Origin of the sequence: Streptomyces sp. NBC_01775 (genome assembly GCF_035917675.1) — a bacterium.
In the GTDB taxonomy this organism is placed as follows: Bacteria; Actinomycetota; Actinomycetes; order Streptomycetales; family Streptomycetaceae; genus Streptomyces.
The window spans coordinates 4,971,090-4,996,270 of sequence record NZ_CP109104.1 but is presented as its reverse complement, the minus strand read 5'-3'; the positions used below and the strand labels follow the sequence as shown (position 1 = coordinate 4,996,270).

General features: G+C 68.1%; 17 protein-coding genes and 3 rRNA genes. 14 read left to right on the top strand and 6 right to left on the bottom strand.

Going from position 1 to position 25,181, the window contains the following annotated elements:
* Window positions 1-76: 76 nt before the first annotated feature.
* The 6 genes from OHB04_RS22195 to OHB04_RS22170 all read left to right on the top strand — a co-directional run bounded on the left by OHB04_RS22195 (window position 77) and on the right by OHB04_RS22170 (window position 4,985).
* On the top strand, window positions 77-1,105 hold the full coding sequence (locus OHB04_RS22195; protein ID WP_326808116.1) for a hypothetical protein: 1,029 nt from the start codon (window positions 77-79) through the stop codon (window positions 1,103-1,105).
* On the top strand, window positions 1,102-2,400 hold the full coding sequence (locus OHB04_RS22190; protein ID WP_326689452.1) for a hypothetical protein: 1,299 nt from the start codon (window positions 1,102-1,104) through the stop codon (window positions 2,398-2,400). Before OHB04_RS22195 ends, OHB04_RS22190 begins: the two co-directional genes overlap by 4 nt.
* Before the next feature lie 134 nt (window positions 2,401-2,534).
* The gene (locus OHB04_RS22185; protein WP_326689451.1) at window positions 2,535-2,843 is read left to right on the top strand and encodes a hypothetical protein; all 309 of its coding nucleotides are present in this window, start codon (window positions 2,535-2,537) and stop codon (window positions 2,841-2,843) included.
* 160 nt (window positions 2,844-3,003) lie between these two features.
* Window positions 3,004-3,651 carry an O-methyltransferase gene (locus tag OHB04_RS22180; protein ID WP_326689450.1) on the top strand — a complete coding sequence of 216 codons (648 nt, stop codon included), beginning with the start codon at window positions 3,004-3,006 and terminating at the stop codon, window positions 3,649-3,651.
* A gap of 128 nt (window positions 3,652-3,779) precedes the next feature.
* Window positions 3,780-4,592, top strand: coding sequence for a maleylpyruvate isomerase family mycothiol-dependent enzyme (locus OHB04_RS22175; RefSeq protein ID WP_326808115.1), 813 nt, complete (start codon window positions 3,780-3,782; stop codon window positions 4,590-4,592).
* 153 nt (window positions 4,593-4,745) lie between these two features.
* Window positions 4,746-4,985 (top strand): hypothetical protein, encoded by a 240-nt coding sequence (locus tag OHB04_RS22170; protein WP_326689448.1) that lies wholly within the window; start codon window positions 4,746-4,748, stop codon window positions 4,983-4,985.
* A gap of 36 nt (window positions 4,986-5,021) precedes the next feature.
* Here OHB04_RS22170 and OHB04_RS22165 read toward each other — a convergent pair whose 3' ends face one another.
* Complete coding sequence (locus OHB04_RS22165; RefSeq protein ID WP_326689447.1) at window positions 5,022-5,321, bottom strand: YiaA/YiaB family inner membrane protein; 300 nt, start codon at window positions 5,319-5,321, stop codon at window positions 5,022-5,024.
* 115 nt (window positions 5,322-5,436) lie between these two features.
* Here OHB04_RS22165 and OHB04_RS22160 point away from each other — a divergent pair, with 115 nt between their 5' ends.
* The 7 genes from OHB04_RS22160 (at window position 5,437) to OHB04_RS22130 (ending at window position 14,435) form a co-directional block, all read left to right on the top strand.
* Window positions 5,437-5,886, top strand: a complete 450-nt coding sequence (locus OHB04_RS22160; RefSeq protein ID WP_326808114.1) for a nuclear transport factor 2 family protein — start codon at window positions 5,437-5,439, stop codon at window positions 5,884-5,886.
* Between the two features lie 199 nt (window positions 5,887-6,085).
* Window positions 6,086-7,159, top strand: a complete 1,074-nt coding sequence (locus tag OHB04_RS22155; protein WP_326808113.1) for a hypothetical protein — start codon at window positions 6,086-6,088, stop codon at window positions 7,157-7,159.
* A gap of 247 nt (window positions 7,160-7,406) precedes the next feature.
* On the top strand, window positions 7,407-8,288 hold the full coding sequence (locus tag OHB04_RS22150; protein WP_326808112.1) for a hypothetical protein: 882 nt from the start codon (window positions 7,407-7,409) through the stop codon (window positions 8,286-8,288).
* Window positions 8,278-9,630, top strand: a complete 1,353-nt coding sequence (locus OHB04_RS22145; RefSeq protein ID WP_326808111.1) for a hypothetical protein — start codon at window positions 8,278-8,280, stop codon at window positions 9,628-9,630. Before OHB04_RS22150 ends, OHB04_RS22145 begins: the two co-directional genes overlap by 11 nt.
* On the top strand, window positions 9,627-11,192 hold the full coding sequence (locus OHB04_RS22140) for an SCO6880 family protein (protein WP_326689442.1): 1,566 nt from the start codon (window positions 9,627-9,629) through the stop codon (window positions 11,190-11,192). Before OHB04_RS22145 ends, OHB04_RS22140 begins: the two co-directional genes overlap by 4 nt.
* Before the next feature lie 57 nt (window positions 11,193-11,249).
* A complete protein-coding gene (locus tag OHB04_RS22135) occupies window positions 11,250-12,701 on the top strand; it encodes an ATP-binding protein (RefSeq protein WP_326689441.1) in 1,452 nt (483 codons plus the stop codon).
* A gap of 246 nt (window positions 12,702-12,947) precedes the next feature.
* Complete coding sequence (locus OHB04_RS22130) at window positions 12,948-14,435, top strand: hypothetical protein (protein ID WP_442815103.1); 1,488 nt, start codon at window positions 12,948-12,950, stop codon at window positions 14,433-14,435.
* 815 nt (window positions 14,436-15,250) lie between these two features.
* Here the strand turns inward: OHB04_RS22130 and rrf are convergent.
* The 4 genes from rrf to OHB04_RS22110 all read right to left on the bottom strand — a co-directional run bounded on the left by rrf (window position 15,251) and on the right by OHB04_RS22110 (window position 21,553).
* A 5S ribosomal RNA gene (gene rrf / locus OHB04_RS22125) occupies window positions 15,251-15,367 on the bottom strand.
* 99 nt (window positions 15,368-15,466) lie between these two features.
* Window positions 15,467-18,590, bottom strand: a 23S ribosomal RNA gene (locus tag OHB04_RS22120).
* A 302-nt stretch (window positions 18,591-18,892) separates the two neighbouring features.
* A 16S ribosomal RNA gene (locus OHB04_RS22115) occupies window positions 18,893-20,421 on the bottom strand.
* The 16S, 23S and 5S rRNA genes sit together here, the layout of an rRNA operon.
* A gap of 595 nt (window positions 20,422-21,016) precedes the next feature.
* The gene (locus OHB04_RS22110; protein ID WP_326689439.1) at window positions 21,017-21,553 is read right to left on the bottom strand and encodes a MarR family winged helix-turn-helix transcriptional regulator; all 537 of its coding nucleotides are present in this window, start codon (window positions 21,551-21,553) and stop codon (window positions 21,017-21,019) included.
* A 120-nt stretch (window positions 21,554-21,673) separates the two neighbouring features.
* Here OHB04_RS22110 and OHB04_RS22105 point away from each other — a divergent pair, with 120 nt between their 5' ends.
* A complete protein-coding gene (locus tag OHB04_RS22105; RefSeq protein ID WP_326809494.1) occupies window positions 21,674-23,002 on the top strand; it encodes an MFS transporter in 1,329 nt (442 codons plus the stop codon).
* A gap of 72 nt (window positions 23,003-23,074) precedes the next feature.
* On the opposite strand, the gene OHB04_RS22100 is transcribed toward OHB04_RS22105, so the two are convergent.
* Entirely contained in the window at window positions 23,075-25,000 is a 1,926-nt protein-coding gene (locus OHB04_RS22100) for an ATP-binding SpoIIE family protein phosphatase (RefSeq protein ID WP_326808109.1), read from the bottom strand.
* Between the last annotated feature and the right edge of the window lie 181 nt (window positions 25,001-25,181).

Sequence of the window (25,181 nt, the reverse complement as noted above, 5' to 3'; positions counted from 1 at the left end):
ACGACCGCGTGACGGCCGTTCGGGGGACATCTTTCCAGCCGCGCCGCTCGGAGGAAACGCGTATCGTGCCGCCTCTATGGCTCGAATACGACCACGTGTTCTCCTCATCGGCGCCGGACTCGCACTGGTGGCGGCCCTGCTGACCTTCGGTTCCGCCGGCTTCGGCGGGGACAAGGAGACCTCGGCGCGTTACTGCTGGGGCTCCTGGGGCAGCAAGGACGACCAATTCCGGTCGGACGACGATGTCTCGTATTCCGCCGAGGACACGCCGCCCAGCAGGAAGCGCCCCCACGGCACCTGCACCGTCACCCGGAGCTGGAAGAAGGAGAAGGAGTCCCTCGACGTCCGCTACGGCACCCTCCCCAAGGACACGGCCGAAAAGCGACGTTGGGCCGACGAGCTGCTCGGCCCGGAGGGCACCCCGCTGCCCGACGGGCTCTCCGGCTACGTGGACGACGCCTACGCGCTCCTGGTCCTCCCCCGCTCCTGCGACATCCAGGGACGCCCCTCGACGGTGCTCATGGAGAGCGGGGACGGCGAGGCGATGTTCACGAGCGAGGGCTGGCAGAGCGCGCGGCTGCTGGTCGCCGCCGCCAACAGCGGGATGAAGCGCGCCGGATGCGCGCCGCAGACCCCGTTGCGGCTGCGCTCGCCCCTGCCGTCGTACAACACGACGACGGACCGTGACACCTCGCCGGGCCTCGACGGCATCGAGAGCTACCCGGACAGGCTGTGCGGGGTCGCCGGGCTGGGCCCCGACTCGCTCACCACGGCACCCGACCACACGCTGAGCGTGCCGCAGACCCCGGGCCGGCGCACCACGCTGGCCTGCGACGCCCGTGCGCACAAGAGCGGTGAGCCGGTGCTGGGGCTGCGCGCCGTGCGCGACCCCCGGCTGGTGGCCCTGTTCGCGGGGCTGCCGGAACGGGACGGCGAGCGCGGCTCCTGGGCCCTGTCCCGCTCGCGCTGCGGGGACGCCCGGATGGTGACGTATGTGAGGGGCGACAGGAGCGCGGGGCAGCACGTCGGCGACCCGTCCGGCGCCCTGCCGCGCTACGAACGCGCTGCCGCCGCGTACTTCGGGTGTGAGGGGAAGCGGGGATGAGCGAGGCGGAGACGAGCGGACTCGGCGACGCCGAGGGCACGGAGGGGGCGGATGGTGCTCACGGTGCGGAGAGGACGGGGAGCGCCGAGGGGGCTGACGGTGCTCACAGTGCGGACGGCGCTCACGGTGCGGGTGAGGCGGTCTGCGCTCCGGTGAACGCCGCACGCGGGCCCCGACGGCGGCTGCGGGCTGCCGCCGGGTGGCTGGTGCGGGGGCGGCTGCGGACCGCGCTCGTGGCGGCGCTCGCCGGGGCGCTGGTCGCCTCGGCGCTGACCGCGTGGCAGCCCTGGAAGAGCGAGGACGGCGACGAACAGGCCCTGTGCTGGGGCACGCTGCGCTCCCAGGACGTGAAGGGCCTGTGGCGCGCGGACCTGACACCGCACGGCAAGGACATTCCGCCCAGCTCGACCGACCGCAGCGTCGACGGCACCTGCCAGGTCACCGCCACCATGGACACCCCCTCGGGCCCCCTGCCCAAGACCCGGCTGACGGCGCGGCTGCGCCAGCTGGACAGCTACCACAGCGCCGAAGACGCCGCCTGGCCCACGAACCACCTCGAAGCGGGAATGACCCCCATCGGCAAGGGCGTGACCGGGCTCGTCTCCGGAAACCACGCGTGGATCGCGCTGCCCGAGCAGTGCGCCTCGGGCTTCATGGACGCGGGCCCCGCCGTCGTCGAGGTCGACACCGGGTCACAGGACATGAGCCTCGCCCTGCGGCCCGGCCTGCGCACCGTGCTCGCGCGCACTGCGGTCAAGCTCGCCAACGGCGCGCTGCGCGGCCTGGACTGCGACGGCACGCTCTCCGTGCCCGAGAGGCTCCCCGAGCCGCCCCGCGTCACCGACGCCTCGGGGAAGAACGCCTGCGGCGTGCCAGGGCTGCGCGTACGGGGCCTTGAGCGCTACGACGTCACCTACGCCACCCGCGCACCCGGCGTCGCACGGGTATGCGCGTTGAGCGACTCCTCCGGGTCCCGCTCGGGCCACGACGACCTGCGTCTGACGACCGTGGAAGAGCCGCGGCTGGTCCGGCTTCTCGAGAGCGGGCAGTTCACGACGGGCGCACAGGAGCACGGGGAGCACGGGCGTGCGCTCTTCCGCGACGGCGAGGCGTCGTACCGGACGAGCTGCCCGAGCGGCTCCGTCCTCTTCCTCGTCGAGGACCGGAAACCCCCACGCGACACATCCGGCGCACCCGCCGACCGTGCGGCGGAACTGCTGCCTCGCTATGCGGCGGCAGAGGCCGAACGGCTCGGGTGCGGGCCCCTGGACACTCGGGAACTGAAGAAACGTTGAGCCCTTTGGTGCGCCCCGTTCAACGCGGACACGCGGACGGGAGCCACTTCGCCGGAGCGGACAGCCCCCCGTTGTCACGGGGCCATGGCACAATCCGTCAGAGACAACCTTCGAACTAGGGCGGTGAGTTCACCATGCTCTTGGCCGCTGACAAAGGCGATATCTCCACCATCATCGGCGGAATCGCCCCTGACTGGGGCCCCTTCGGCTCGCTCGGCAACGAAGCCCGGGTGATGATCGAGGTCGTGATGGCGGTGGCCATCCTGCTGTGCCTCGGCATCGCCATCTGGGGTGCCGCGAAACAGCGGATCGGGGCCACGGCGCTGCGGGACACCTTCAGCGCGGAGCAGGGCAAGGGTCTGATCGTCGCCGGGCTGACCGGCGTCTTCATCATCGGCTCGCTCGGCACGGTCTTCACCATCGTCTACGGCATGGCGGTCTAGCGAACGCGCCGCCATCTCCGCACCCACCCAGCAGGCATCCACACTCCTCACCTCACACCGCCTCCCGCCTCGGCACACCATCCCTTGGCACATCGCGCCTCGGCACACCTCGTCCCAGCACCTCCCCGCGCCTTGGTGCGCCCTGCTCATGAGGAGTTCCATGGACATCGTCAATCCCGCCCTTGAGGACTACCTCCTCGCCCACTGCACTCCCGCCGACGAGATCCTCCGCGAGCTGGTGGAGGAGACCCACGCGGCCGTGCCGGGCACGACGATGCAGATCTCGCAGGACGAGGGCGAGTTCCTCACGATGCTGGTCCGGCTCATCGGCGCGAAGAGCGCCGTCGAAGTCGGGGTGTTCACGGGATACTCCTCGATCTGCATCGCACGCGGCCTGCCGAAGGACGGGCGGCTGATCGCGTGCGACGTCTCCGAGGAGTGGACGGGCATCGCGCGGCGGTATTGGCAGCGGGCGGGGCTCACCGACCGCATCGACTTGCGGGTGGCCCCGGCGGCCGAGACCCTGCGCGCCCTGCCGCAGGAGCCGGCCGTCGACTTCGCGTTCATCGACGCGGACAAGGTGGGCTACCCGACGTACTACGAGGAGCTGGTGCCGCGACTGCGCCCCGGCGGCCTCATCGTCCTCGACAACGTCCTGCGCGCGGGCCGCGTCGTGGACCCCGCGGCGCAGGACGCGGCGGATGTCGCCATCCGCCAGATCAACGACACGATCACGGCGGACAGCCGCGTGGAGTCGGTGATGCTGCCGCTGCGCGACGGGGTCACGCTGGTGCGCAAGCTCGCGTAGGGCGCCGTTCCGGTTTTGGCCGTTCCGGTTTGGCGGGTGGAGGATGCTTGCCACCGCCCGCCCCGGTACAGGCGACTTGGCCGGTAAATGAGAGGTACCGCCCGTCTGCCGCAACTAGCCTCCCGTTCATGGCCTACGCATTCGATCACGATCGCTACTGCACGGAACTCGCCCGTCAGGCCGCCCTGTTCGAGGACGCGCTGGCGGCTGCGGGCCCGGCGGGGCTGGACCGGCGCGTGCCGACCTGCCCCGACTGGACGCTGCGCGACCTGACCGTCCATCTGGGCGGCGCCTACCGCTGGTTCGCCGAGATCGTCCGCACCCGCGCCACCGAGATCGTCCCGGACGAGGCCGTGCCCGGCGTCGCGGGCCCCGGCGGGGCGGCGGGGCCCGAGGAGCTGAGGGAGTGGTTCGCCCAAGGCGCCGGGCTGGCCGTCGACGAGCTGCGGACCGCCGGCCCCGACGCGCACACCTGGTCCTGGTCGACGGAGCAGAACCCCGCCTTCTGGGCGCGCCGGGCCACCCACGAGACGGTCGTCCACCGCGCGGACGCGTGCCTGGCCGCCGGGGTCGACTTCACGGTGGCGCCCGAGATCGCCGCCGACTGCGTGGACGAGTGGCTGGACATCCTCACCACCCCGGCCGTCCGCGCCCGGATGACCTCACTACGGCTGCTGGAGCCACGCGCGGGCGCCCGCCTCCATCTCCACGCGACGGATGTGACGGCGGACCCGGACCCCGCCGAGTGGCTGATCGAGCTGACGGACGAGGGCGTCTCCTGGAGCCGCACGCACGCCAAGGCAGAGGTCGCCCTGCGTGGCCCCCTCGCCGACGTACTCCTGGTCTTCTACCGCCGCCTCCCCGCCGACAGCCCCCGGGTAGAGGTACTGGGCGACCACGAACTCCTCGACCTATGGCTCGAAGCCACCAGCTTCGGCTGAGCCCAGGACCCTGGGCGGCCCGGACCCTGGGGGCGAGGCTCCGGGCTCCGGTCGTACGAGTCGCATCATCCGGCGATCACCGTGACGTACCGGCGGCCCGCTCAATAGGCAGGGCGCCGCATACGCCGCACCGCATCCGAGCTGGAGGCCACCATGTCCGCCGTCAAGAGCCAGAACCGCTGGGCCGTCCGCGCTGCCGCCCGCGCCACCGTCCTCGCCGCAGCAACCGGCGCACTCACGCTGGTCCCGGTCACGGCTCACGCCGACGAGAGCCCTCGCCATGCCCACAACGGGCCGCGCGTGGGGCTGGTCAACACCGGCCAGATCGACGACCCCGCCGAGGACGTCCTGGAGCACACCCTGCTGCTGGGCGACGACTACCGCTGGATCTGAGCAGGGGCGGGCGCGCGGGGCTTCGCCGGCCGCATCTCAGACCTTGCCCTGACCGAACGGGTCGACCTCGGTCAGCAGCTTGTCGATGCGCGCCTTGTCCACTCTGTTCGTCACCTCCGACGCCTCCTGCCTGTCCCGGACGCACTTGGCCAGCGTGAAGGCCGAGGAGACGACGAAGACCAGGCCGAGTGCCAGAAAACCGCGCTCCCACTGCCCGACCGGCAGCCGGACGATGCCGATGAGCAACGCGGAGAGCGCCAGCCCGAAGGCGATGGCCGACTGCGCGAAGAACGCTGTGGTGGTGGGCCGTTGGATGGTAGGCGTCGATTCAGTCATACGCCCAGCGTGCCGGGCCGGGGCCGCTCGCACATGGGTACGCGTACTCAATTGCGGCGGCCCGCGGCGGTGGCGGCCCACGGGCACACCCTTCTGATCTGACGCCATGTCAGCTATGGACGAGCATCCCACCGCTGCCGCCGCCGATCGGGCCGCGGCCAACATCGCCGCTTTCTGGAACGGCGTCGACACCCACGACTGGGAGTCCGTCGCCGCCGTCCTCGCCAAGGACTTCACCCGCGTCGGCATGCGCGCCGACGAGGCCGACACCTGCCGCGGTCGCGACGCCTACCTGCGGTTCGTCTCCCGCGTGACCGGCCGTATGCACCACCACGAGCTGACCGCCCGTCGCACCTTCCTCAGCGCCGACGCCCGGCACGCCCTCAACGAGGCCACCGAAACCATCCAGCCGACCCCGCACGACGCTCCACTCACCATGCACTTCGCCAACGTCATGGAACTGGACGCCACCGGCCTGCTCACCCGCCTGGACATCTACTGGAAGACCCCCAGCCGCCGGCCCCCTCCCTGGATCACGGTCGCGGCCACCCTGGGCACGGACTGAGCCCGTACCGCTCGCGACCGTGCGGGTGGCACGGGGCGCGCCCGTACGGCGCCGACCGTACGGCGTGGCACGGGGCGGTGGGACGTGGCACGGGCGGTGGGGCACGGGGCAGTGGGGCACGGGGCCGGTGCGCGGCCGGATATATCGTGTCGCCACTGCCCCCATGCGTCACATGGGTACAACATTCACGGGGACCCCGATGAAGACCTCGCATGCGATATCCGCCTCCACCGCCCTCGCCGTGACCCTGGCCCTCCTCGGCACCGCCGGCTGCGGGAGCGACAAGGACGACGGAAGCCGCAAATCCAAGCGCGGCAGCACATCGAACGACGACGGCTCCCACACGGGCAAGAACACCAAGACGCGCGGCCCGGTCAGCGTCGCCCAGGCAAACGCACTGGTCGACCGCTACCAGAAGACCAACAACAAGGCCAACAAGACCCGCAGCGCCGACCTCAACGCCACCATCGAGTCCGGAGCCCTGCGCCAGCAGTCCCTCGCACAGTTCCGCCAGCACCCCGCCCTAGAGAAGAAGGAGCAGCGCACCTACGGCAGACCCTTCACCTACACCGACCGGAACTTCCACATACCCGCCGACCGCGACTGGTTCATGGCCGACGTCGCCGGCAAGGGTCCCGGCTTCGGCAAGAAGGACCGCCGTGTGCTGGTCTTCGACCGCGGCAGCGCGGGCGGCAAGTGGAAGATGGTCGCCGCCGTCAACATCGCCACCTTCCCCAAGGTCAGCAAGAACTCCGACGGCACCGTCCAGGCCGCCGCCCCCACCCGCAAGACCGGCGCCCTCGCCCCCGCCGGGCTGGCCGCCTCCGTCAACGCCCTGATGGAGACCGGCGGCAACGACGAAGCCCGCAGCACACTGGCCAACACCTCGGCCGCCAAGACGACCCGCAGCTGGTACACCGACCGCAACAAGAACCTGAGCGGTGCCCGCGTCGTGTACAAGAGCGCCAAAACACCATACAAGGACATCTACGCCCTCAAGACGGACAAGGGAGTCGTCACCGTCTTCAACGGCGCCGTCCGCCGCCTTGAGCGCTCCACCACCAACTACATCCGGCCCAGCAAGATCACCGCTGTCTACACCGGCCCGGAACAGCAGACCTTCTTCCAGATGGACTACCTTTATCAGGGCATCGCCACCATCCCCGACAACGGCAAGGCCCAACTCCTCGGCCGCGACTCGGAGATGACGAACGCCGCCAGCCGCCCCAGCGGTGGCAAGTTCACCGAATCCCCGCCGCGCCCCAACTCCTGACCACCCCTCGTGCCCGGCGCACCCCGGGTACGCGTACGGCAGGGCCACGTGACGGGTGTCACCTGGTGATACGCGAGCGCCGAACGGGAAAGATGCACGGAGGCGCACCCCGCACAGTGCCGGGATGCTTCTGTCCGCCTCCTCGCTCTGGGCACATGACGGCGGCAGCGCGGCTAACGTCGAGTGAGGGGACAATGCCCGGACGGCAGTTGGGAAGACGAGTTGAGTTCGAGGGGGCCATCCCGGCATGAGTGACGGCGGCGAGTACGGGCGCGCACACGATCCTGCGGGTCCGGGCGGCACGGATCCGGCCTACGGCCGGGACCCCGGCCGCCTCACCACCCGCACCCGCCTGCCCGGATCCGAGGGCAGCGGCGGCAGGCCCCCGACACGGCCGGGGCGCAGCCTGATCACGATCGTGGCCGTGGTCGTCCTGCTCATCGCCGCCATCGCCTTCGCCAACCGGGGCGGCGGCAAGGAGGACGGCAAGGGCGGCGGCGGATCCGCCGAGGAGGGGCGCAACGGGGGCGCACAGGCCCAGCCCACCGCCCCCACCGGCCAAAAACCCGTCAAACCCGGCACCGACACCCCCGCCTCGGGCTTCGCCCACACCGAGCAGGGGGCACAGAGCGCGGCGGCGAACTACGCTGTCGCGTTGAGTGGCGACGGAATGTTCGCGGACTCGACCCGGCAGAAGATCGTAAAGGCCGTCTACGCCCCGCGCGTGGCGTCCGACCGCATGGACGACCTGGACAGGGTCTACACCGACCCCAAATTCCTCAGGGGCATCGGCCTCAAGAAAGACGGGTCGGCGCCCAAGGGCAGCACCTTCGTCGCGCGGACCATCCCGGTCGGCGCGAAGGTGCTCGATTACAAGGACAACAAGGCAAGGGTCGCCATCTGGTACTCCTCGCTCTTCGGCCTGGCTGGGGAAGGCTCCAAGACCCCTGTCACGGAGAGTTGGTACACCAACACTTTCGAGCTCTCGTGGCTCGACGGCGACTGGAAAGTGGCGGACTTCAAGCAGAAGGAAGGCCCCACGCCGATCGGCAAGGACCAAGCGGCCTCGTCCGCCGACGAGATGGCCGACGCAGTTGAGAGGTTCGGAGGGTTCACGTATGCCCGGTAATCGAAGCCGCGTGCTGACCATCGGAGCCCTTCTGGCGGGTGCTCAGTCCACCGCAGCGCTGCTCGCCACTCGCGCAGTCGCGGCCCCTGACGACGAAGACAACCCCTGCGACCTCGTACGCGGCCCTGCGAACGACTACTGCGAAAAGGGCGACAACAACCCCGGCTCCTCCCCCTCAAGCCCCTCCTCCGACCCCACCGCCGCCACCGACCCCCTCGCCTCCCTGGCCAAGGGCTGCGCCGAGGCGGCCTCCTGGACCGTGGACAAGCTGGCCAAGCTGGTGAATTCCACGACCAAGGTGGACTTCACCAACGGCGAGTTCCTGCGCCAGTACGCCGTCGTGTTCGCCGCCTCGACGATCCTCACGCTGACCCTGTGGCTGCTGGCCGTGGCCAAGCGGGCGGTGCGTGGCGTGCCGTTCACCGAGGCCCTGACCGAGGCGATCGGGTTCCTGTGGCTGACGGTGCTGGCCTCGGCGTTCACCCCGCTCATCCTCTATACCGTCGTGTCGGCGACCGACTCGATCACCGAGGTCATCGCCTCGGGCACATCCGGCAAGACGGACCAGTTCTTCGGCACGTTCTCCGAGGCCCTCAAGAAGGGCGACGACATCGGCGGCGGCCCGATCATGCTGATCGTCGTCTCGCTGGTGTCGGTGCTGGCCGCCGGGGTGCTCTACCTCGAACTCGTCGTGCGCGCCGCGCTGCTGTACGTCGGCGCGCTGCTCGGCACAGCCGTCTACGCGGGCCTGGTCGACAAGAATCTGTGGGGACACGTCCGCCGCTGGGCAGGCATCATGATCGCCGTGATCCTCGTCAAGCCCGTCATCGTGATCGTGCTCGGCCTCGCCGGCGCGCTCGCCGGCGGTGACGGGCCGGACGCCGTGTCGGCGGTCGTCTCGGGCCTGGCCATCATCCTGCTGGCCATCTTCGCCAGCGCGATGATCTACCGCTTCGTGCCCGGCTTCGGCGACGACATCGTCAACCACCGCAATTCCGTGCGCGATCCGGCCTCCCGCGCCGCGACCGCCGTCGTCTCCTCGCCCGCCGCGCTGGTACGCCAGGGCATCAACACCCACAGCGCGCGCGGCTCCCAGGGCGGCGCCCCCGCTACGGCGTCCGCCTCCGCCAAGCCCTCCGGCACCAGCGTCTCCGGCGGCGTGGCCGCCCACAGCTCCCGCGGTGGCGGGGGCGGCAGCGGGGGTGGAGGCGGCGGAGGCGAGGCGCCGTCCGTGCGCAAGCAGCCGGCGCCCCCCACCGCGCCCGCGTCCCCGCACTCGGCGCGCCCGCCCCGTCAGAACAGCCAGAACCAGCAGCGCAACTCCGGAGGTGACCGCGGATGACGACCCCGTCCCACACGGCAGGGCCCGGCGTCGCCACCCCGCGCCGTACGTACATGATCGGCAGGGCCCGTCCCAACGCCATCGTCGGCAAGAACCGTGAGACGGGCGAGATCGGCCTGATCATCGTCGGTGCCTTCCTCGGCATGATGAGCGGCCTGCTCATCCCCGTGCTCTCGCTGCGCATCCCGGCCCTCGTCGGCTTCCCGGTGCTCGCGCTGGCCATGATCTACGTGCCGTACAAGGGCCGTACGTTCTACAAGTGGTTCGAGATCAACCGCTCCTACAAGCGGATGCTGCGCCAGGGGACCGCCTACCGCTCCGAGGCAGCCGAGGCCGGGGTCCGGCTGGACGGCCGCGAGGTGGAGATCGGCCCGCCGCCCGGCGTCGGCAGGATCAACTGGCTGGCGGCGCCCTTCGGCCCGGACGAGATCGCGGTCCTGCTGCACGCCGACCGGCGTACGGTGACCGCCGCCATCGAGATCGAGGGCCCCGGCGTCGGGCTGCGCGACAGCGAGGACCAGGAGGCGCTGGTCGACCGCTTCGGCACCCTGCTGAAGCACGTGGCCAACGGCGACGGCTACGTCACCCGCCTCCAGATGCTGGCCCGCACGCTGCCCGCCGACCCCGACGCCCACGCCAAGGACGTCGCCCAGCGCGGCGACGAGCGGGCCGCCGACTGGCTGCGCACCTCCTACGACCAGCTCCAGTCGATGGTCTCCACCTCCAGCGAGCAGCACCGCGCCTACCTGGTGGCCTGTATGCACTACGGGCGCGAGCTGGCCACCGAGGGCACCACCATCGCCAAGGCGGCCCGCCGCACCGCCGGCCGCAGGCTGAGCAAGGACGAGGGCATGGCCATAGTGATGGCCCGCGAACTCACCGACATCTGCGCCCGCCTGGCCGAGGCCGACATCCGGGTCCGCCAGCCGCTGGGCCAGGCGAGGCTCTCCTCGCTGATCCACTCGATGTACGACCCGGACCACCCCATCGACCACATCCAGGCCATGACCAAGCGCAACGCCTGGCCCGCCGAGCTGGACGCGATGGAGCCGACCTACCTCCAGGCCAAGACCCGGGAGTCCACCACCCGCGCCCCCTGGTGCCATGCGACGGCCTGGGTGAAGGAGTGGCCGATGACCCCCGTCGGCGTCAACTTCCTCGCCCCGCTGCTGGTCCACACCCCGGATGTGATCCGTACGGTGGCCGTGGCCATGGACCTGGAGCCGACGGAGCTGGCGATCGAACGGATGCTGACGGAGAAGACCAACGACGAGGCGGAGGCCAGCCGCGCCGCCAAGATGAACCGCACCGTCGACCCCCGCGACATCGCCGCGCACGGCCGCGTCGACCAGCGCGGTGAGGACCTCGCCTCGGGCGCGGCAGGCGTCAACCTCGTCGGCTACATCACGGTCTCCTCCCGCTCCCCCGAGTCGCTGGCCCGCGACAAGCGCACCATCCGGGCCTCGGCGGGCAAGAGCTATCTGAAGCTGGAGTGGTGCGACAGAGAGCACCACCGCGCCTTCGTGAACACCCTCCCCTTCGCCACCGGCATCCGCCGATGAGGAGGGCGACAGCAGCATGACGTCCCGCACTGCCGCTCCAGGCCGGAGGTAGCCGCCATGGCCGCGCTCGATCCGCTGTCCGCCGTCACCGAAGCCTTCACCAGCTTCCTGTTCGGCAAGACCGAGACGACCCGCCTGCCCGTGCGTACCTCGACGGGCCAGGCGCAGGCCGTCTACCTGCCCACCGCGGCGCCGGGCCTCGGCGACTCCGGTGTCATCATCGGCCGCGAGGTCTACAGCGGCAAGGGCTACATCTACGACCCCTTCCAGCTCTACGGCCAGCAACTGCCGGCCCCGCACTGGCTGGTGCTCGGCGAGTCCGGCAACGGCAAGTCGTCGCTGGAGAAGACGTACGTCCTGCGCCAGCTGCGCTTCCGGGACCGGCAGGTCGTCGTACTGGACGCCCAGGGCGAGGACGGCGTCGGCGAGTGGAACCTCATCGCCGAGGAGATGGGCATCACCCCCATCAGGCTCGACCCCACCGCCGCGCTCGACCAGGGCATCCGCCTCAACCCGCTGGATCCGGCCATCACGACGACGGGCCAGCTGGCACTGCTGCGCACCATCATCGAGGTGGCGCTGGGTCACGGCCTGGACGAGCGCTCCGGCTTCGCGCTGAAGGTGGCCCACGCCTACGTCAACACGACCACGACCGACCGCCAGCCAATACTCACCGACATCGTCGAGCAGCTCCGCCACCCCAAGCCGGAGGCGGCCGAGGCGATGAACGTCGCGCTGGACGACGTACGCGCCTGGGGCCTGGACGTCGCACTCGTCCTCGACCGACTGGTCGACGGTGACCTTCGCGGCATGTTCGACGGCCCGACGACGGTCGGTATCGACCTGGACGCGCCGCTGATCGTCTTCGACCTCTCGCACATCGACCGCAACTCCATCGCCATGCCGATCCTCATGGCGATCGTCGGCGTCTGGCTGGAACACACGTGGATCCGCCCCGACCGGCGCAAGCGGATCTTCCTGGTGGAAGAGGCCTGGCACATCATCAACAGCCCCTTCGTGGCCCAGCTGTTCCAGCGGCTGCTGAAGTTCGGCCGCCGCCTGGGCCTCTCGTTCGTCGCCGTCGTCCACCACCTCTCGGACGTGGTCGACGGCGCCGCGGCCCGCGAGGCCGCCGCCATCCTCAAGATGGCGTCGACGAGAACGATCTACGCGCAGAAGGCCGACGAGGCACGCGCCACGGGCAAGGTGCTCGGCCTCCCGCGCTGGGCCGTGGAGATCATCCCCGCGCTCACCCCCGGCATCGCCGTATGGGACGTCAACGGCAACGTGCAGGTCGTCAAGCACCTGGTCTCCGAGGCCGAGCGGCCCCTCGTCTTCACCGACCGCGCCATGACGGAGAACTCGGCGCAGACCACGGAGGACGAGGCGCTGGCCGAGGCGTCCCTCGAAGCCGCGCTGGAGGCCGACCTGGAGGCGGAGACGGAGGCACGCGCGCTGGCGATCGAGCGCTCGTCCTCGGCCAAGTCCTCCAATCCGACGGTGGCCTGAGCCGGCGACGGGATCTTGCCCCGTGTCATGCGCCCCGGTTGAATGACGCTGCCGATGTCCTACGACGACCGCGAGTACCCACGCGCACCCCGGCCCCGACGTGGCCCGTACCCCTCACGTGACCCAAGGGATCCACGTGACCTGGGGGACCCTCGCGATCCCCGGGACCTACGGGATCCCCGTGATTCGCGGGAGAGACGGCGTGGGGGCGGCTCAGGCAGCGGGGGCATCCCCGACGGCCTGCTGATCGCTGTGCTCGCCTTCCTCCTCGGCCTGACCCTCTTCGCCTGGACGGCGACGGGTCTCGCGGGCCTGTTCGCACACGGCGCCTGGCCCGACCACGTCACCTTCGGCAACACCCCGGAGGCCGTCCGCGGACTGATCACCGAGCCGCACAACCTGGCCGACGCCTGGCCGAAGACCCCACGAGCCCAACTGTCCGGATACGGCCTGTTCTGGGGGATATTCCTCAGCCAGCTGATGGTCCTGATGGTGCTCACAGTCTTCGTCATGGGCACCGTGGCACGCGCCCGCGCCGTACGACGGGCACGACGGCTGCGCGGGCGGTACGAGAGGGAGTACGGGCGGGAGGAGCCGGAAGAGCCCCCCAGAGGCGGTGACAGGCCCTCTGACGGGCCCGGACCCGGGACTGCGGCTGACGGGGCAACGAGCCTCGCACAGGGCGCCCCCGTCGAGCAGCACCCCGCGCCGGAACAGCGCCCGCCCGGGACCCCGGACGGGGCCTGGCACACGAGCGGGGAGACACAGCCGGGCACAGCACCTCCGGCGGCCCCCGGACCGAACACGGGCGCCCATGGCGACGGCACGGCTGCGGGCGCGGGCGCGGGGACGAACGCCGGCGCCGGCGCGGGGCCGGGCATGACAGGCGGGCTCGCACCGGCCGGGCTCGCTCCAGGCGCCTTCGGCACCCGGCGGACCGGGAACGGCGGGCAGGACGGAGGGACGTCCGAGCCGGCCGGGGGAGACGGCCAAGACCTCGTCGCCCAGGTCCTGGAGGCCCCCGGTGCCGTACTCGTCGCCTCGACGACCCCCGCGCTGTGGGCCGCCACCAAGACCGCACGCGCCAAACTCGGCCCCGTCCACCTCTTCGACCCCACCCACGCCTGCGACACCCCAGACAGACTCCGCTGGTCCCCGCACCACGCCTGCGCCGACCGCGCCACCGCCGCCTCGCGCGCCACCGCACTCCTCGCCCCCCTGCGCTCCCCCCGCCCCATAGACGCGACCACCCACACCGCGGCCGAGACCATGCTGCGCTGCTGGCTGCACGCCGCGGCGCTGGAGAAGAAGCCGTTCCGCGAGGTGCACCGCTGGGCCCTGGCGGCCTCGCCGTCCTCGGACCCGGTACGGATCCTGCGCAGCCACCCCAAGTCGACCTCGGGCGCCGGCGGCGAGCTGGAGTCCGTCCTGGCGGGCCACCCCCAACTGCGCGCGGACGCAGTAGCGCTGGTCCGGCGTGCACTGGCGCCGCTGGGACAGCTGCATGTGCGCAACGCGTGCTCGGCCGAGCGAGCGGATCGGCTCGCGTTGGAATCCTTCATCGATGAAGCGGGCACGCTGTATGTAGTGGGCGAGGATCCGGAAGTACTTCCGCTCCTCAACGCGCTCACCCAGAGCGTGGTCGAGCACGGCCGCCGCATGGCCGTACGGTCATCCGCCGGTCGGCTCGACCCACCACTCACCACCGTCCTACGCCTGGACGCCCCGACCTGAGCCTGTGTCCCAAGCCGTTCGCCGTGGTGCCGCCGGCTCCTGACGGAAGCCGGCACCCGCCGCTCGACCAGGGGCGATCCGATCAGCAGCCGACGCGGTTCCTGACCCAACCGACAGCGCCCCCCTGACATCTGTCAGGTGGGGGGCGCCGCCGCGTGCCACCTAGGGTGCTGCGTGAGCACGGCATGTGGCGCAAGGGGGCGCAACCAGACAGCGCGCAGCCCGTGGCCCATGCACACGATCAGAGGGGAATGCATGCGACGAGGCATCAAAGCGGCACTGGTGAGCGCTGTGGTCATCTCGGCGACGGGCCTGGGCCTGACCTCAGCATCAGCCGGTTCCGCGGCGACGTCTACGGACAAGCCCGTGCAGCAGTCTGCGGCGCGGTCCCAGTCCGGCGGAAGCGGAGTCACTGCTGACACCCCGGTGCACACGGCAGGTGTGGCGGACTGCGAGCAGACCGTCGCCGCCAATGGTTACCCCGTGGGTCCGAAGGTAACGGCCGCTTGTTCGATTCCTGCACCGAATCCACCGGCTCCCACATACGGAGAGCGCCTGGACTGCCAAAACCATCTGCAAGGCTTGGCGGTAGCGAGCAACGTCGCCATCGAAGCCTGCTGGAAGGTGTAGTAGGCATGTGACCCGGCTACGCGGGGAACGTCCGCGGGGGCACGGCCTGACGAGGCCGTGCCCCCGCGCTATTACCGCCGAAAGCGGCGGCACTAGGTCGCACCCTGTTTGACATTCAGTAACCGCTTTTGGGCATAAAAAAATAGCCCTGCCGGCCGGAGCCAACAGGGCTATTCCTAAAGAAAGTTCGGCGGTGTCCTACTCTCCCACACGCTCCCGCATGCAGTACCATCGGCGCTGTAAGGCTTAGCTTCCGGGTTCGGAATGAGACCGGGCGTTTCCCTCACGCTATGACCACCGAAACACAATGAAACACACAACCGGCACAACCAACCCCCACAAAGTGGGGGCGGGTGCCCGTGGTTGCTGTCTCAGAAACCACACAGTGGACGCGAGCCTCTATGGACAAGCCCTCGGCCTATTAGTACCGGTCACCTCCACCCATTACTGGGCTTCCAGATCCGGCCTATCAACCCCGTCATCTCCAGGGAGCCTTAACCAATCAAGTTGGTGGGAGTCCTCATCTCGAAGCAGGCTTCCCGCTTAGATGCTTTCAGCGGTTATCCTTCCCGAACGTAGCCAACCAGCCATGCCCTTGGCAGAACAACTGGCACACCAGAGGTCCGTCCGTCCCGGTCCTCTCGTACTAGGGACAGCCCTTCTCAAGACTCCTACGCGCGCAGCGGATAGGGACCGAACTGTCTCACGACGTTCTAAACCCAGCTCGCGTACCGCTTTAATGGGCGAACAGCCCAACCCTTGGGACCGACTCCAGCCCCAGGATGCGACGAGCCGACATCGAGGTGCCAAACCATCCCGTCGATATGGACTCTTGGGGAAGATCAGCCTGTTATCCCCGGGGTACCTTTTATCCGTTGAGCGACGGCGCTTCCACAAGCCACCGCCGGATCACTAGTCCCGACTTTCGTCCCTGCTCGACCCGTCAGTCTCACAGTCAAGCTCCCTTGTGCACTTACACTCACCACCTGATTACCAACCAGGCTGAGGGAACCTTTGGGCGCCTCCGTTACCATTTAGGAGGCAACCGCCCCAGTTAAACTACCCACCAGACACTGTCCCCGATCCGGATCACGGACCCGGGTTAGACATCCAGCACGACCAGAGTGGTATTTCAACAACGACTCCACGAACACTGGCGTGTCCGCTTCACAGTCTCCCACCTATCCTACACAAGCCGAACCGAACACCAATATCAAGCTATAGTAAAGGTCCCGGGGTCTTTCCGTCCTGCTGCGCGAAACGAGCATCTTTACTCGTAATGCAATTTCACCGGGCCTATGGTTGAGACAGTCAAGAAGTCGTTACGCCATTCGTGCAGGTCGGAACTTACCCGACAAGGAATTTCGCTACCTTAGGATGGTTATAGTTACCACCGCCGTTTACTGGCGCTTAAGTTCTCAGCTTCACCACACCGAAATGTGACTAACCGGTCCCCTTAACGTTCCAGCACCGGGCAGGCGTCAGTCCGTATACCTCGCCTTACGGCTTCGCACGGACCTGTGTTTTTAGTAAACAGTCGCTTCTCGCTGGTCTCTGCGGCCACCCCCAGCTCAAGGAGTAAATCCCATCACCAGGCGTGGCCCCCCTTCTCCCGAAGTTACGGGGGCATTTTGCCGAGTTCCTTAACCATAGTTCACCCGAACGCCTCGGTATTCTCTACCAGACCACCTGAGTCGGTTTAGGGTACGGGCCGCCATGAAACTCGCTAGAGGCTTTTCTCGACAGCACAGGATCATCCACTTCACCACAATCGGCTCGGCATCAGGTCTCACCCCAAAAGTTGCGCGGATTTACCTGCACAACGGGCTACACCCTTACCCCGGGACAACCACCGCCCGGGCTGGACTACCTCACTGCGTCACCCCATCACTCACCTACTACAAGCTTGGACCGTCGGCTCCACCACTCCCCTACACTCCGAAGAGCTCAGGGCGGCTTCACGGACTTAGCATCACCTGATTCAATGTTTGACGCTTCAAAGCGGGTACCGGAATATCAACCGGTTCTCCATCGACTACGCCTGTCGGCCTCGCCTTAGGTCCCGACTTACCCTGGGCAGATCAGCTTGACCCAGGAACCCTTAGTCAATCGGCGCACACGTTTCTCACGCATGTATCGCTACTCATGCCTGCATTCTCACTCGTGAACCGTCCACAACTCGTTTCCACGGCTGCTTCACCCGGCACACGACGCTCCCCTACCCATCACAACACCCGTTAAGGCTTCATGCTGCAATGACACGACGTCGGCGGTGTGCTTGAGCCCCGCTACATTATCGGCGCGGAATCACTTGACCAGTGAGCTATTACGCACTCTTTCAAGGATGGCTGCTTCTAAGCCAACCTCCTGGTTGTCTCTGCGACTCCACATCCTTTCCCACTTAGCACACGCTTAGGGGCCTTAGTCGATGCTCTGGGCTGTTTCCCTCTCGACCATGGAGCTTATCCCCCACAGTCTCACTGCCGCGCTCTCACTTACCGGCATTCGGAGTTTGGCTAAGGTCAGTAACCCGGTAGGGCCCATCGCCTATCCAGTGCTCTACCTCCGGCAAGAAACACACGACGCTGCACCTAAATGCATTTCGGGGAGAACCAGCTATCACGGAGTTTGATTGGCCTTTCACCCCTAACCACAGGTCATCCCCCAGGTTTTCAACCCTGGTGGGTTCGGGCCTCCACGACCTCTTACAGCCGCTTCACCCTGCCCATGGCTAGATCACTCCGCTTCGGGTCTTGAACACGCTACTCAACGCCCTATTCGGACTCGCTTTCGCTACGGCTCCCCCACACGGGTTAACCTCGCAACATGCCGCAAACTCGCAGGCTCATTCTTCAAAAGGCACGCAGTCACGACACCAAGTGCAAGCACTTGATGCGACGCTCCCACGGCTTGTAGGCACACGGTTTCAGGTACTATTTCACTCCGCTCCCGCGGTACTTTTCACCATTCCCTCACGGTACTATCCGCTATCGGTCACCAGGGAATATTTAGGCTTGACGGGTGGTCCCGCCAGATTCACACAGGATTTCTCGGGCCCCATGCTACTTGGGTGTTCCATAAACGAGTTGCTGACGTTTCAGCTACGGGGGTCTTACCCTCTACGCCGGGCCTTTCGCATGCCCTTCGCCTACACCAACAATTTCTGACTCGTCCAACAGCCGGCAGACCATTGAAATGAAATCCCACAACCCCGCATGCGCAACCCCTGCCGGGTCTCACACACATACGGTTTAGCCTCATCCGGTTTCGCTCACCACTACTCCCGGAATCACGGTTGTTTTCTCTTCCTACGGGTACTGAGATGTTTCACTTCCCCGCGTTCCCTCCACACCGCCTATACATTCAGCGGCGGGTGACAGCCCATGACGACTGCCGGGTTTCCCCATTCGGACACCCCCGGATCACAGCTCGGTTGACAGCTCCCCGGGGCCTATCGCGGCCTCCCACGTCCTTCATCGGTTCCTGGTGCCAAGGCATCCACCGTGCGCCCTTAAAAACTTGGCCACAGATGCTCGCGTCCACTGTGCAGTTCTCAAACAACAACCAGCCACCCACCACCCCGCCACATACGTGCGAGTTCACCGGGACCGGCACCGAAGACCCAGCCAAGCGGCCATGCCCTCAGACACCCAACAGCGCGCCCGGCACGACTCCCCCACCCACACCTTCCACACTCCGAAGAGCAGTACCAGCGCAAACAGTTGAACCGTGCCGAATAGTCAACGTTCCACCCATGAGCAACCACCGTCAGACACTCGCTGACGTTGTGGCCCCTGACTGCCTTGCGGCAGCAAGATGCTCCTTAGAAAGGAGGTGATCCAGCCGCACCTTCCGGTACGGCTACCTTGTTACGACTTCGTCCCAATCGCCAGTCCCACCTTCGACGATTCCCTCCCCACAAGGGGGTTGGGCCACCGGCTTCGGGTGTTACCGACTTTCGTGACGTGACGGGCGGTGTGTACAAGGCCCGGGAACGTATTCACCGCAGCAATGCTGATCTGCGATTACTAGCAACTCCGACTTCATGGGGTCGAGTTGCAGACCCCAATCCGAACTGAGACCGGCTTTTTGAGATTCGCTCCACCTCACGGCTTCGCAGCTCATTGTACCGGCCATTGTAGCACGTGTGCAGCCCAAGACATAAGGGGCATGATGACTTGACGTCGTCCCCACCTTCCTCCGAGTTGACCCCGGCAGTCTCCTGTGAGTCCCCGTCACCCCGAAAGGCACGCTGGCAACACAGAATGAGGGTTGCGCTCGTTGCGGGACTTAACCCAACATCTCACGACACGAGCTGACGACAGCCATGCACCACCTGTACACCGACCCAAAGGGGGACCCTGTCTCCAGGGTTTTCCGGCATATGTCAAGCCTTGGTAAGGTTCTTCGCGTTGCGTCGAATTAAGCCACATGCTCCGCTGCTTGTGCGGGCCCCCGTCAATTCCTTTGAGTTTTAGCCTTGCGGCCGTACTCCCCAGGCGGGGAACTTAATGCGTTAGCTGCGGCACCGACGACGTGGAATGTCGCCAACACCTAGTTCCCAACGTTTACGGCATGGACTACCAGGGTATCTAATCCTGTTCGCTCCCCATGCTTTCGCTCCTCAGCGTCAGTATCGGCCCAGAGATCCGCCTTCGCCACCGGTGTTCCTCCTGATATCTGCGCATTTCACCGCTACACCAGGAATTCCGATCTCCCCTACCGAACTCTAGCCTGCCCGTATCGAATGCAGACCCGGGGTTAAGCCCCGGGCTTTCACATCCGACGTGACAAGCCGCCTACGAGCTCTTTACGCCCAATAATTCCGGACAACGCTCGCACCCTACGTATTACCGCGGCTGCTGGCACGTAGTTAGCCGGTGCTTCTTCTGCAGGTACCGTCACTCTCGCTTCTTCCCTGCTGAAAGAGGTTTACAACCCGAAGGCCGTCATCCCTCACGCGGCGTCGCTGCATCAGGCTTTCGCCCATTGTGCAATATTCCCCACTGCTGCCTCCCGTAGGAGTCTGGGCCGTGTCTCAGTCCCAGTGTGGCCGGTCGCCCTCTCAGGCCGGCTACCCGTCGTCGCCTTGGTAGGCCATCACCCCACCAACAAGCTGATAGGCCGCGGGCTCATCCTGCACCGCCGGAGCTTTCCACACCCTTCCCATGCGGGAGGATGTCATATCCGGTATTAGACCCCGTTTCCAGGGCTTGTCCCAGAGTGCAGGGCAGATTGCCCACGTGTTACTCACCCGTTCGCCACTAATCCACCCCGAAAGGCTTCATCGTTCGACTTGCATGTGTTAAGCACGCCGCCAGCGTTCGTCCTGAGCCAGGATCAAACTCTCCGTGAATGTTTACTCGGCCAGCAGACGAATCCACCACCGGTACAACACCACGAGAGCGGAACCAGGAGAGGAATAATCCCCCGGTTCACAGCGTCCTCGCTGTGTGTTTCTTCAAAGGAACCTCAACCCACCGGAAACCCGGTAGGTCGGGGTATCAACATATCTGGCGTTGACTTTTGGCACGCTGTTGAGTTCTCAAGGAACGGACGCTTCCTTTGGATTCCCTTCCGGGTTTCCTCCGGGCGCTGCCCTTTCGGTGTTTCCGACTCTATCAGATCTTTTCCGGTCCGTTTCCGGGTCGTTTCCGATTCTGATTCCCCTGTCGGCGGGGCGCCTTCCGGCTGACCGCTACTTTAGAGGATTTCCCTCCCGGGCTCAAAATCGAGCCTTCCGCAAAAGAATTCGGCATGCCGAAGAGACCCCTGCGAGGGGAGATCACACTGAAGTAGTGGATTCCGCCGGAGTGGCGGGAGAGCCGCCGGAGAACCGTTAAGGCTCCCTGGCAACTCGGTGAACCTTACGGATCACGTGGGATGGTGTCAACTGAAGCCGTTCCGGCTCCAACTCGCGGTTTTTCGGGGCCAGTAGAGGCCATTAAGGGTCAGTCGAGGTCCGTGAGGCGTCCGCCCGCGTCCGGCTGGGCGTGCTCGACGCGGCGCAGGAGACGGGTGAGCAGTTCGCCGAGTTGGCCGCGCTCCTGGGTGGAGAGGTCCTGGAGGAGGTCCTCCTCGAAAACGGAGGCCATGCGCATGACCTCCAGCCACTTCTCCCGGCCGGTGTCGGTGAGGCCGATGATGACGCGGACCCGGTTGTCCATGTCCCGCTCCCGGGTGACCAGGCCCTGGGTGAGCATGCGGTCGATGCGGTGGGTCATGGCCGCGGGGGTCAGGCCCAGGCGCTTGGCGATGGTGCCGGGCCACAGCTGGTAGGGACTGCCGGCCATGACCAGTTCCTTGAGGACCTCCCACTCGGGGCTGCTGAGGCCGAGGGTGGCCAGCTGTCGTCCGTAGGCGACGCTCATGCGCCGGTCGAGACGGCTGAGCGCGTTGACGACCTTCTCGACCTGGGGGTCGAGGTCGCGGTACTCGCGCTGGTAGATCGCGATCTGTTCGTCGAGCGTCGGTTGTCGGTCCGGCATGTGCGGAGTATCCCATGGCAACGCGTTGGCCCTAAACGCTTGCCGTGTGTATTCTTTAGCATCGAAGTTTAGCTTCGAAGTCTTCCCCTCTGACCCTCTTCACGATCCAGGCAGGTGAGTGTGACCACGGCGATGGCCGCCGCGCTGCGGCGGATCCAGCTCGGTAACGCGCTGGCAGCGTTCGGCAACGGCTTCACGGTGCCGTTCCTCTTCGTATACGTCGCGCGGGTGCGCGATCTCGGCGATGGGACGGCGGGCGCGGTACTGGCGGCGTTCGCCGCTGCCGCGCTGCTGGTGCTGCCCTTCACGGGGCGGGTGATCGACCGGAGCGGGCCGCTGGTGATGGTCGTCATCGGGGCGGTCGCAGCCGCGCTGGGCGCGCTGGGGTTCGGGCTGTCGACCAGCGCGCCGACCGTGCTGGCCGCCTCGGCGCTGATGGGCGCCGGCATCGCCGTGCTCCAGCCCGCGCTCGCCACCATGATCGTGTGGTGTTCGACGCCGGGGACGCGGTCGCGGGCCTTCGCCACTCAGTTCTTCCTCAACAACCTGGGGCTCGGCGTCGGCGGGCTGCTGGGTGGGCTGCTGGTCGACGAGAGCGACCCGTCGAGCTTCACGCTGCTGTTCACCATCGAGGCGACGATGTTCCTCGTGCTGCTGACCGTCCTGGTCACGGTGCGGGTGGCGCGGCCGGAGCAGCCGGGCGCTCCGGTCTCCTCGGGCGGGAGCGCGCGTGGCTCCGGCTGGGGCGTGCTGCTGCGGGACCGTTCGATGGTGCTGCTGTGTGTGCTGGGGTTCGTGGTCTTCTTCTCCTGCTACGGGCAGTTCGAGTCCGGGCTGTCGGCGTACGCGGTGGAGGTCACGCGGATCTCGACCGCGACGCTGGGGATCGCGCTGGCTGCCAACACCGCCATGATCGTGCTCGCGCAGTTCGTGGTGCTGCGGCTGGTCGAGCGGCGGCGGCGCAGCCGGGTCGTCGCGGTGGTCGGTCTGATCTGGACCGTCGCATGGCTCGGGGCAGGGGCTTCCGGGCTGGTGCACGGGGCGCAGGCCGTGGCGACCGCGCTGCTGATCGGGACGTACGCGCTGTTCGGGATCGGCGAGACGATGCTCTCGCCGACCATGGCACCGCTGGTGGCCGACCTGGCGCCCGCACGGTTCATCGGGCAGTACAACTCGGCGTTCGCGCTGGTCAAACAGCTGGCGCTGGCGGTGGGCCCGGCCATTGGCGGGCTCATGGCCGCCGCCGGGGCCTGGTGGGTCTACGTCGGAATGCTGGTGCTGTGCTCGTTGGGGATCGCCGTGCTGGCGCTCGTCCTGGGGCGGCGCCTCTCTGTGGGCCAGGACCGGCCCGCCTCCGTGGTGGTGGCCCGGGGCGGCCCCTGTGCCGGGGCGGAGTCCGAGGCATCCGGTGCGGACGCCGCAGCCGGCCGGGTGGCTACCGCCGCCTGAAGCGGCTCCGGTCCTTCGCACACCTGCGCCCCTCCCCGGTCGAATCGGGGAGGGGCGCAGGTGTGTCGTCGGCTATCTGCCCGGGAGGGCGAATTCGCACCAGACCGCCTTGCCGCCGCCCGGGGTTCTGCGGGAGCCCCAGGCCGAGGCGATGGTGGCGATGATGGAGATGCCGCGGCCCGCTTCGTCGGCCGGTTCGGCGCGGCGGCGGCGTGGGAGGTGCTCGTCTCCGTCGGTGACCTCGACGATCAGACGGCGGTCGGTGCGGCGCAGCCGCAGCCGCATGGGCGGGGTGCCGTGCTGGAGGGAGTTGGCGACCAGCTCGCTGGCGGCCAGGACGCCCAGGTCGCGCAGCTCGGTCGGGAAGCGCCAGGAGGCGAGCACTCCGGAGGCGAAGGCGCGGGCGCGCGGGGCCGCTTCGGTGCCGCCGAGGAGGTCGAGCGCCGCGTTGTGGAACAGCTCGGCGTCCGGGCCCGTGCGGGCCGGGTGCTGGAGGACGAGGAGCGCCACGTCGTCGTCGTGCTCGGCGGTGATGCCGAGGGCGCGCAGCAGCCGGTCGCAGATGATCTCGGGGGAGCCGGATGCTCCGGCGAACGCGCGCTCCAGCGCTTCGACGCCCTCGTCGATGTCGGCGTCGCGGCGTTCGATGAGACCGTCGGTGTAGAGGACGGCGGTCGAGCCGGGGCCGAGGGGGAGGCTGCCGGAGGTGTGCAGCCAGCCTCCGGTGCCCAGTGGCGGCCCCGTGTGGTCGCCCGCGCGGTGGACGGTGCCTTCGGCGTCGCGTACGAGGACGGGGACGTGGCCGGCCGAGGCGTAGCTGAGTCGTCCCTCGTTGGGGTCGTGTACGGCGTAGACGCAGGTGGCGATCTGGTTGGCGTCGATCTCCGCGGCGAGGCCGTCCAGGAGCTGGAGGACCTCGTGGGGCGGCAGGTCGAGGCGGGCGTAGGCGCGTACGGCGGTGCGGAGCTGGCCCATGACGGCCGCTGCCCGTACGCCCCGGCCCATGACGTCGCCGATCACCAGCGCTGTGCGGCCGGCGCCGAGGGTGATGACGTCGTACCAGTCGCCGCCGACGGCCGCGTCCGTGCCGCCGGGCTGGTATGTGGCGGCGACGCGCAGGTCGTCGGGCTGCTCCAACTCCTGGGGCAGCAGGCTGCGCTGGAGGGTGACGGCGGCCTCGCGCTGGCGGCGCTCGCTGGCGCGCAGGCGCTCGGCGGCCTCGACCTGGTCGGTGACGTCGGCGGCGAAGATCAGCACGCCGCTGTCACCCGATGTGGTGAGAGGGGTGCAGGTGAAGGTGTAGTAGCCGTCGCGGGGGCCCGGGCGGCGGTGGCCCGCCACCTTGCGGGACTTGACCGTGCGGGGCCGGCCGCTGCGCAGGACCTGGTCCATGAGCGGCAGCAGGCCCAGCTCGACCAGCTCGGGCAGGGCCTCGCGGGCCGCCGCTCCGGTGGGCCGGGGTCCGAAGACCGCGGCGTAGGTGTCGTTGACGAAGCCGATCCGGTGGTCGGGGCCGTGGACGACGGCGGCGAGCGCGGGCACCTGGCCGAGCAGCTCGTACACGGACAGTGCGTCGATGCCGCGCTGCTGCGTGTGGGGTTCGGCCCCGGCGCGCCCGGTGCGTTCCGCGCTCTCGTTGTTCTCGCTGGTCCCGCTGGCCTTGGTGCTCCCGGCGTTCCCGGTGGTCTTCGTACGGTCGGCCCCCTCGGCGCGCGGGCGGTGGCGTGCGCCGGGGACTGTGGGGGTGTCCTGCTCGTGGCCGGGCTGCGGCTGGGCCACCACCGAGCCTGCCGCCTCGTCGGTGCGGTCCGGGACCGGGGCCTGGACGTCGATGAGGGGGCCGGGGTCGGCGTCGGAGGCGTCGTCCGCCGCCTCCTGGGTGCCGTCCTGGCCCGTGGCGGTGTCGGACGCGGGCTGCTGCGCCTCTATCGCCGCCTGGGCGGCAGCGGTGCGCCGCTGTGTGCCGGGCAGTCGGGCGCTCCAGCGCGTGAAGTTCACGTCGTCCGATTCCTTGTGTGGTTCGCTGCGTTCGCTCGGTCGCTCAGGTCGCTCTGCTGTGCGCTTGCGCGTGGTCGTGTGTGCTCGGGGTTCTTATGCGGGGTCACTCTTCGCAGACGTGGGCCCACCCATCGTCACACGTCCAGTGTGGCCCACCGTGCCGACATTCGTCAGACGCCGC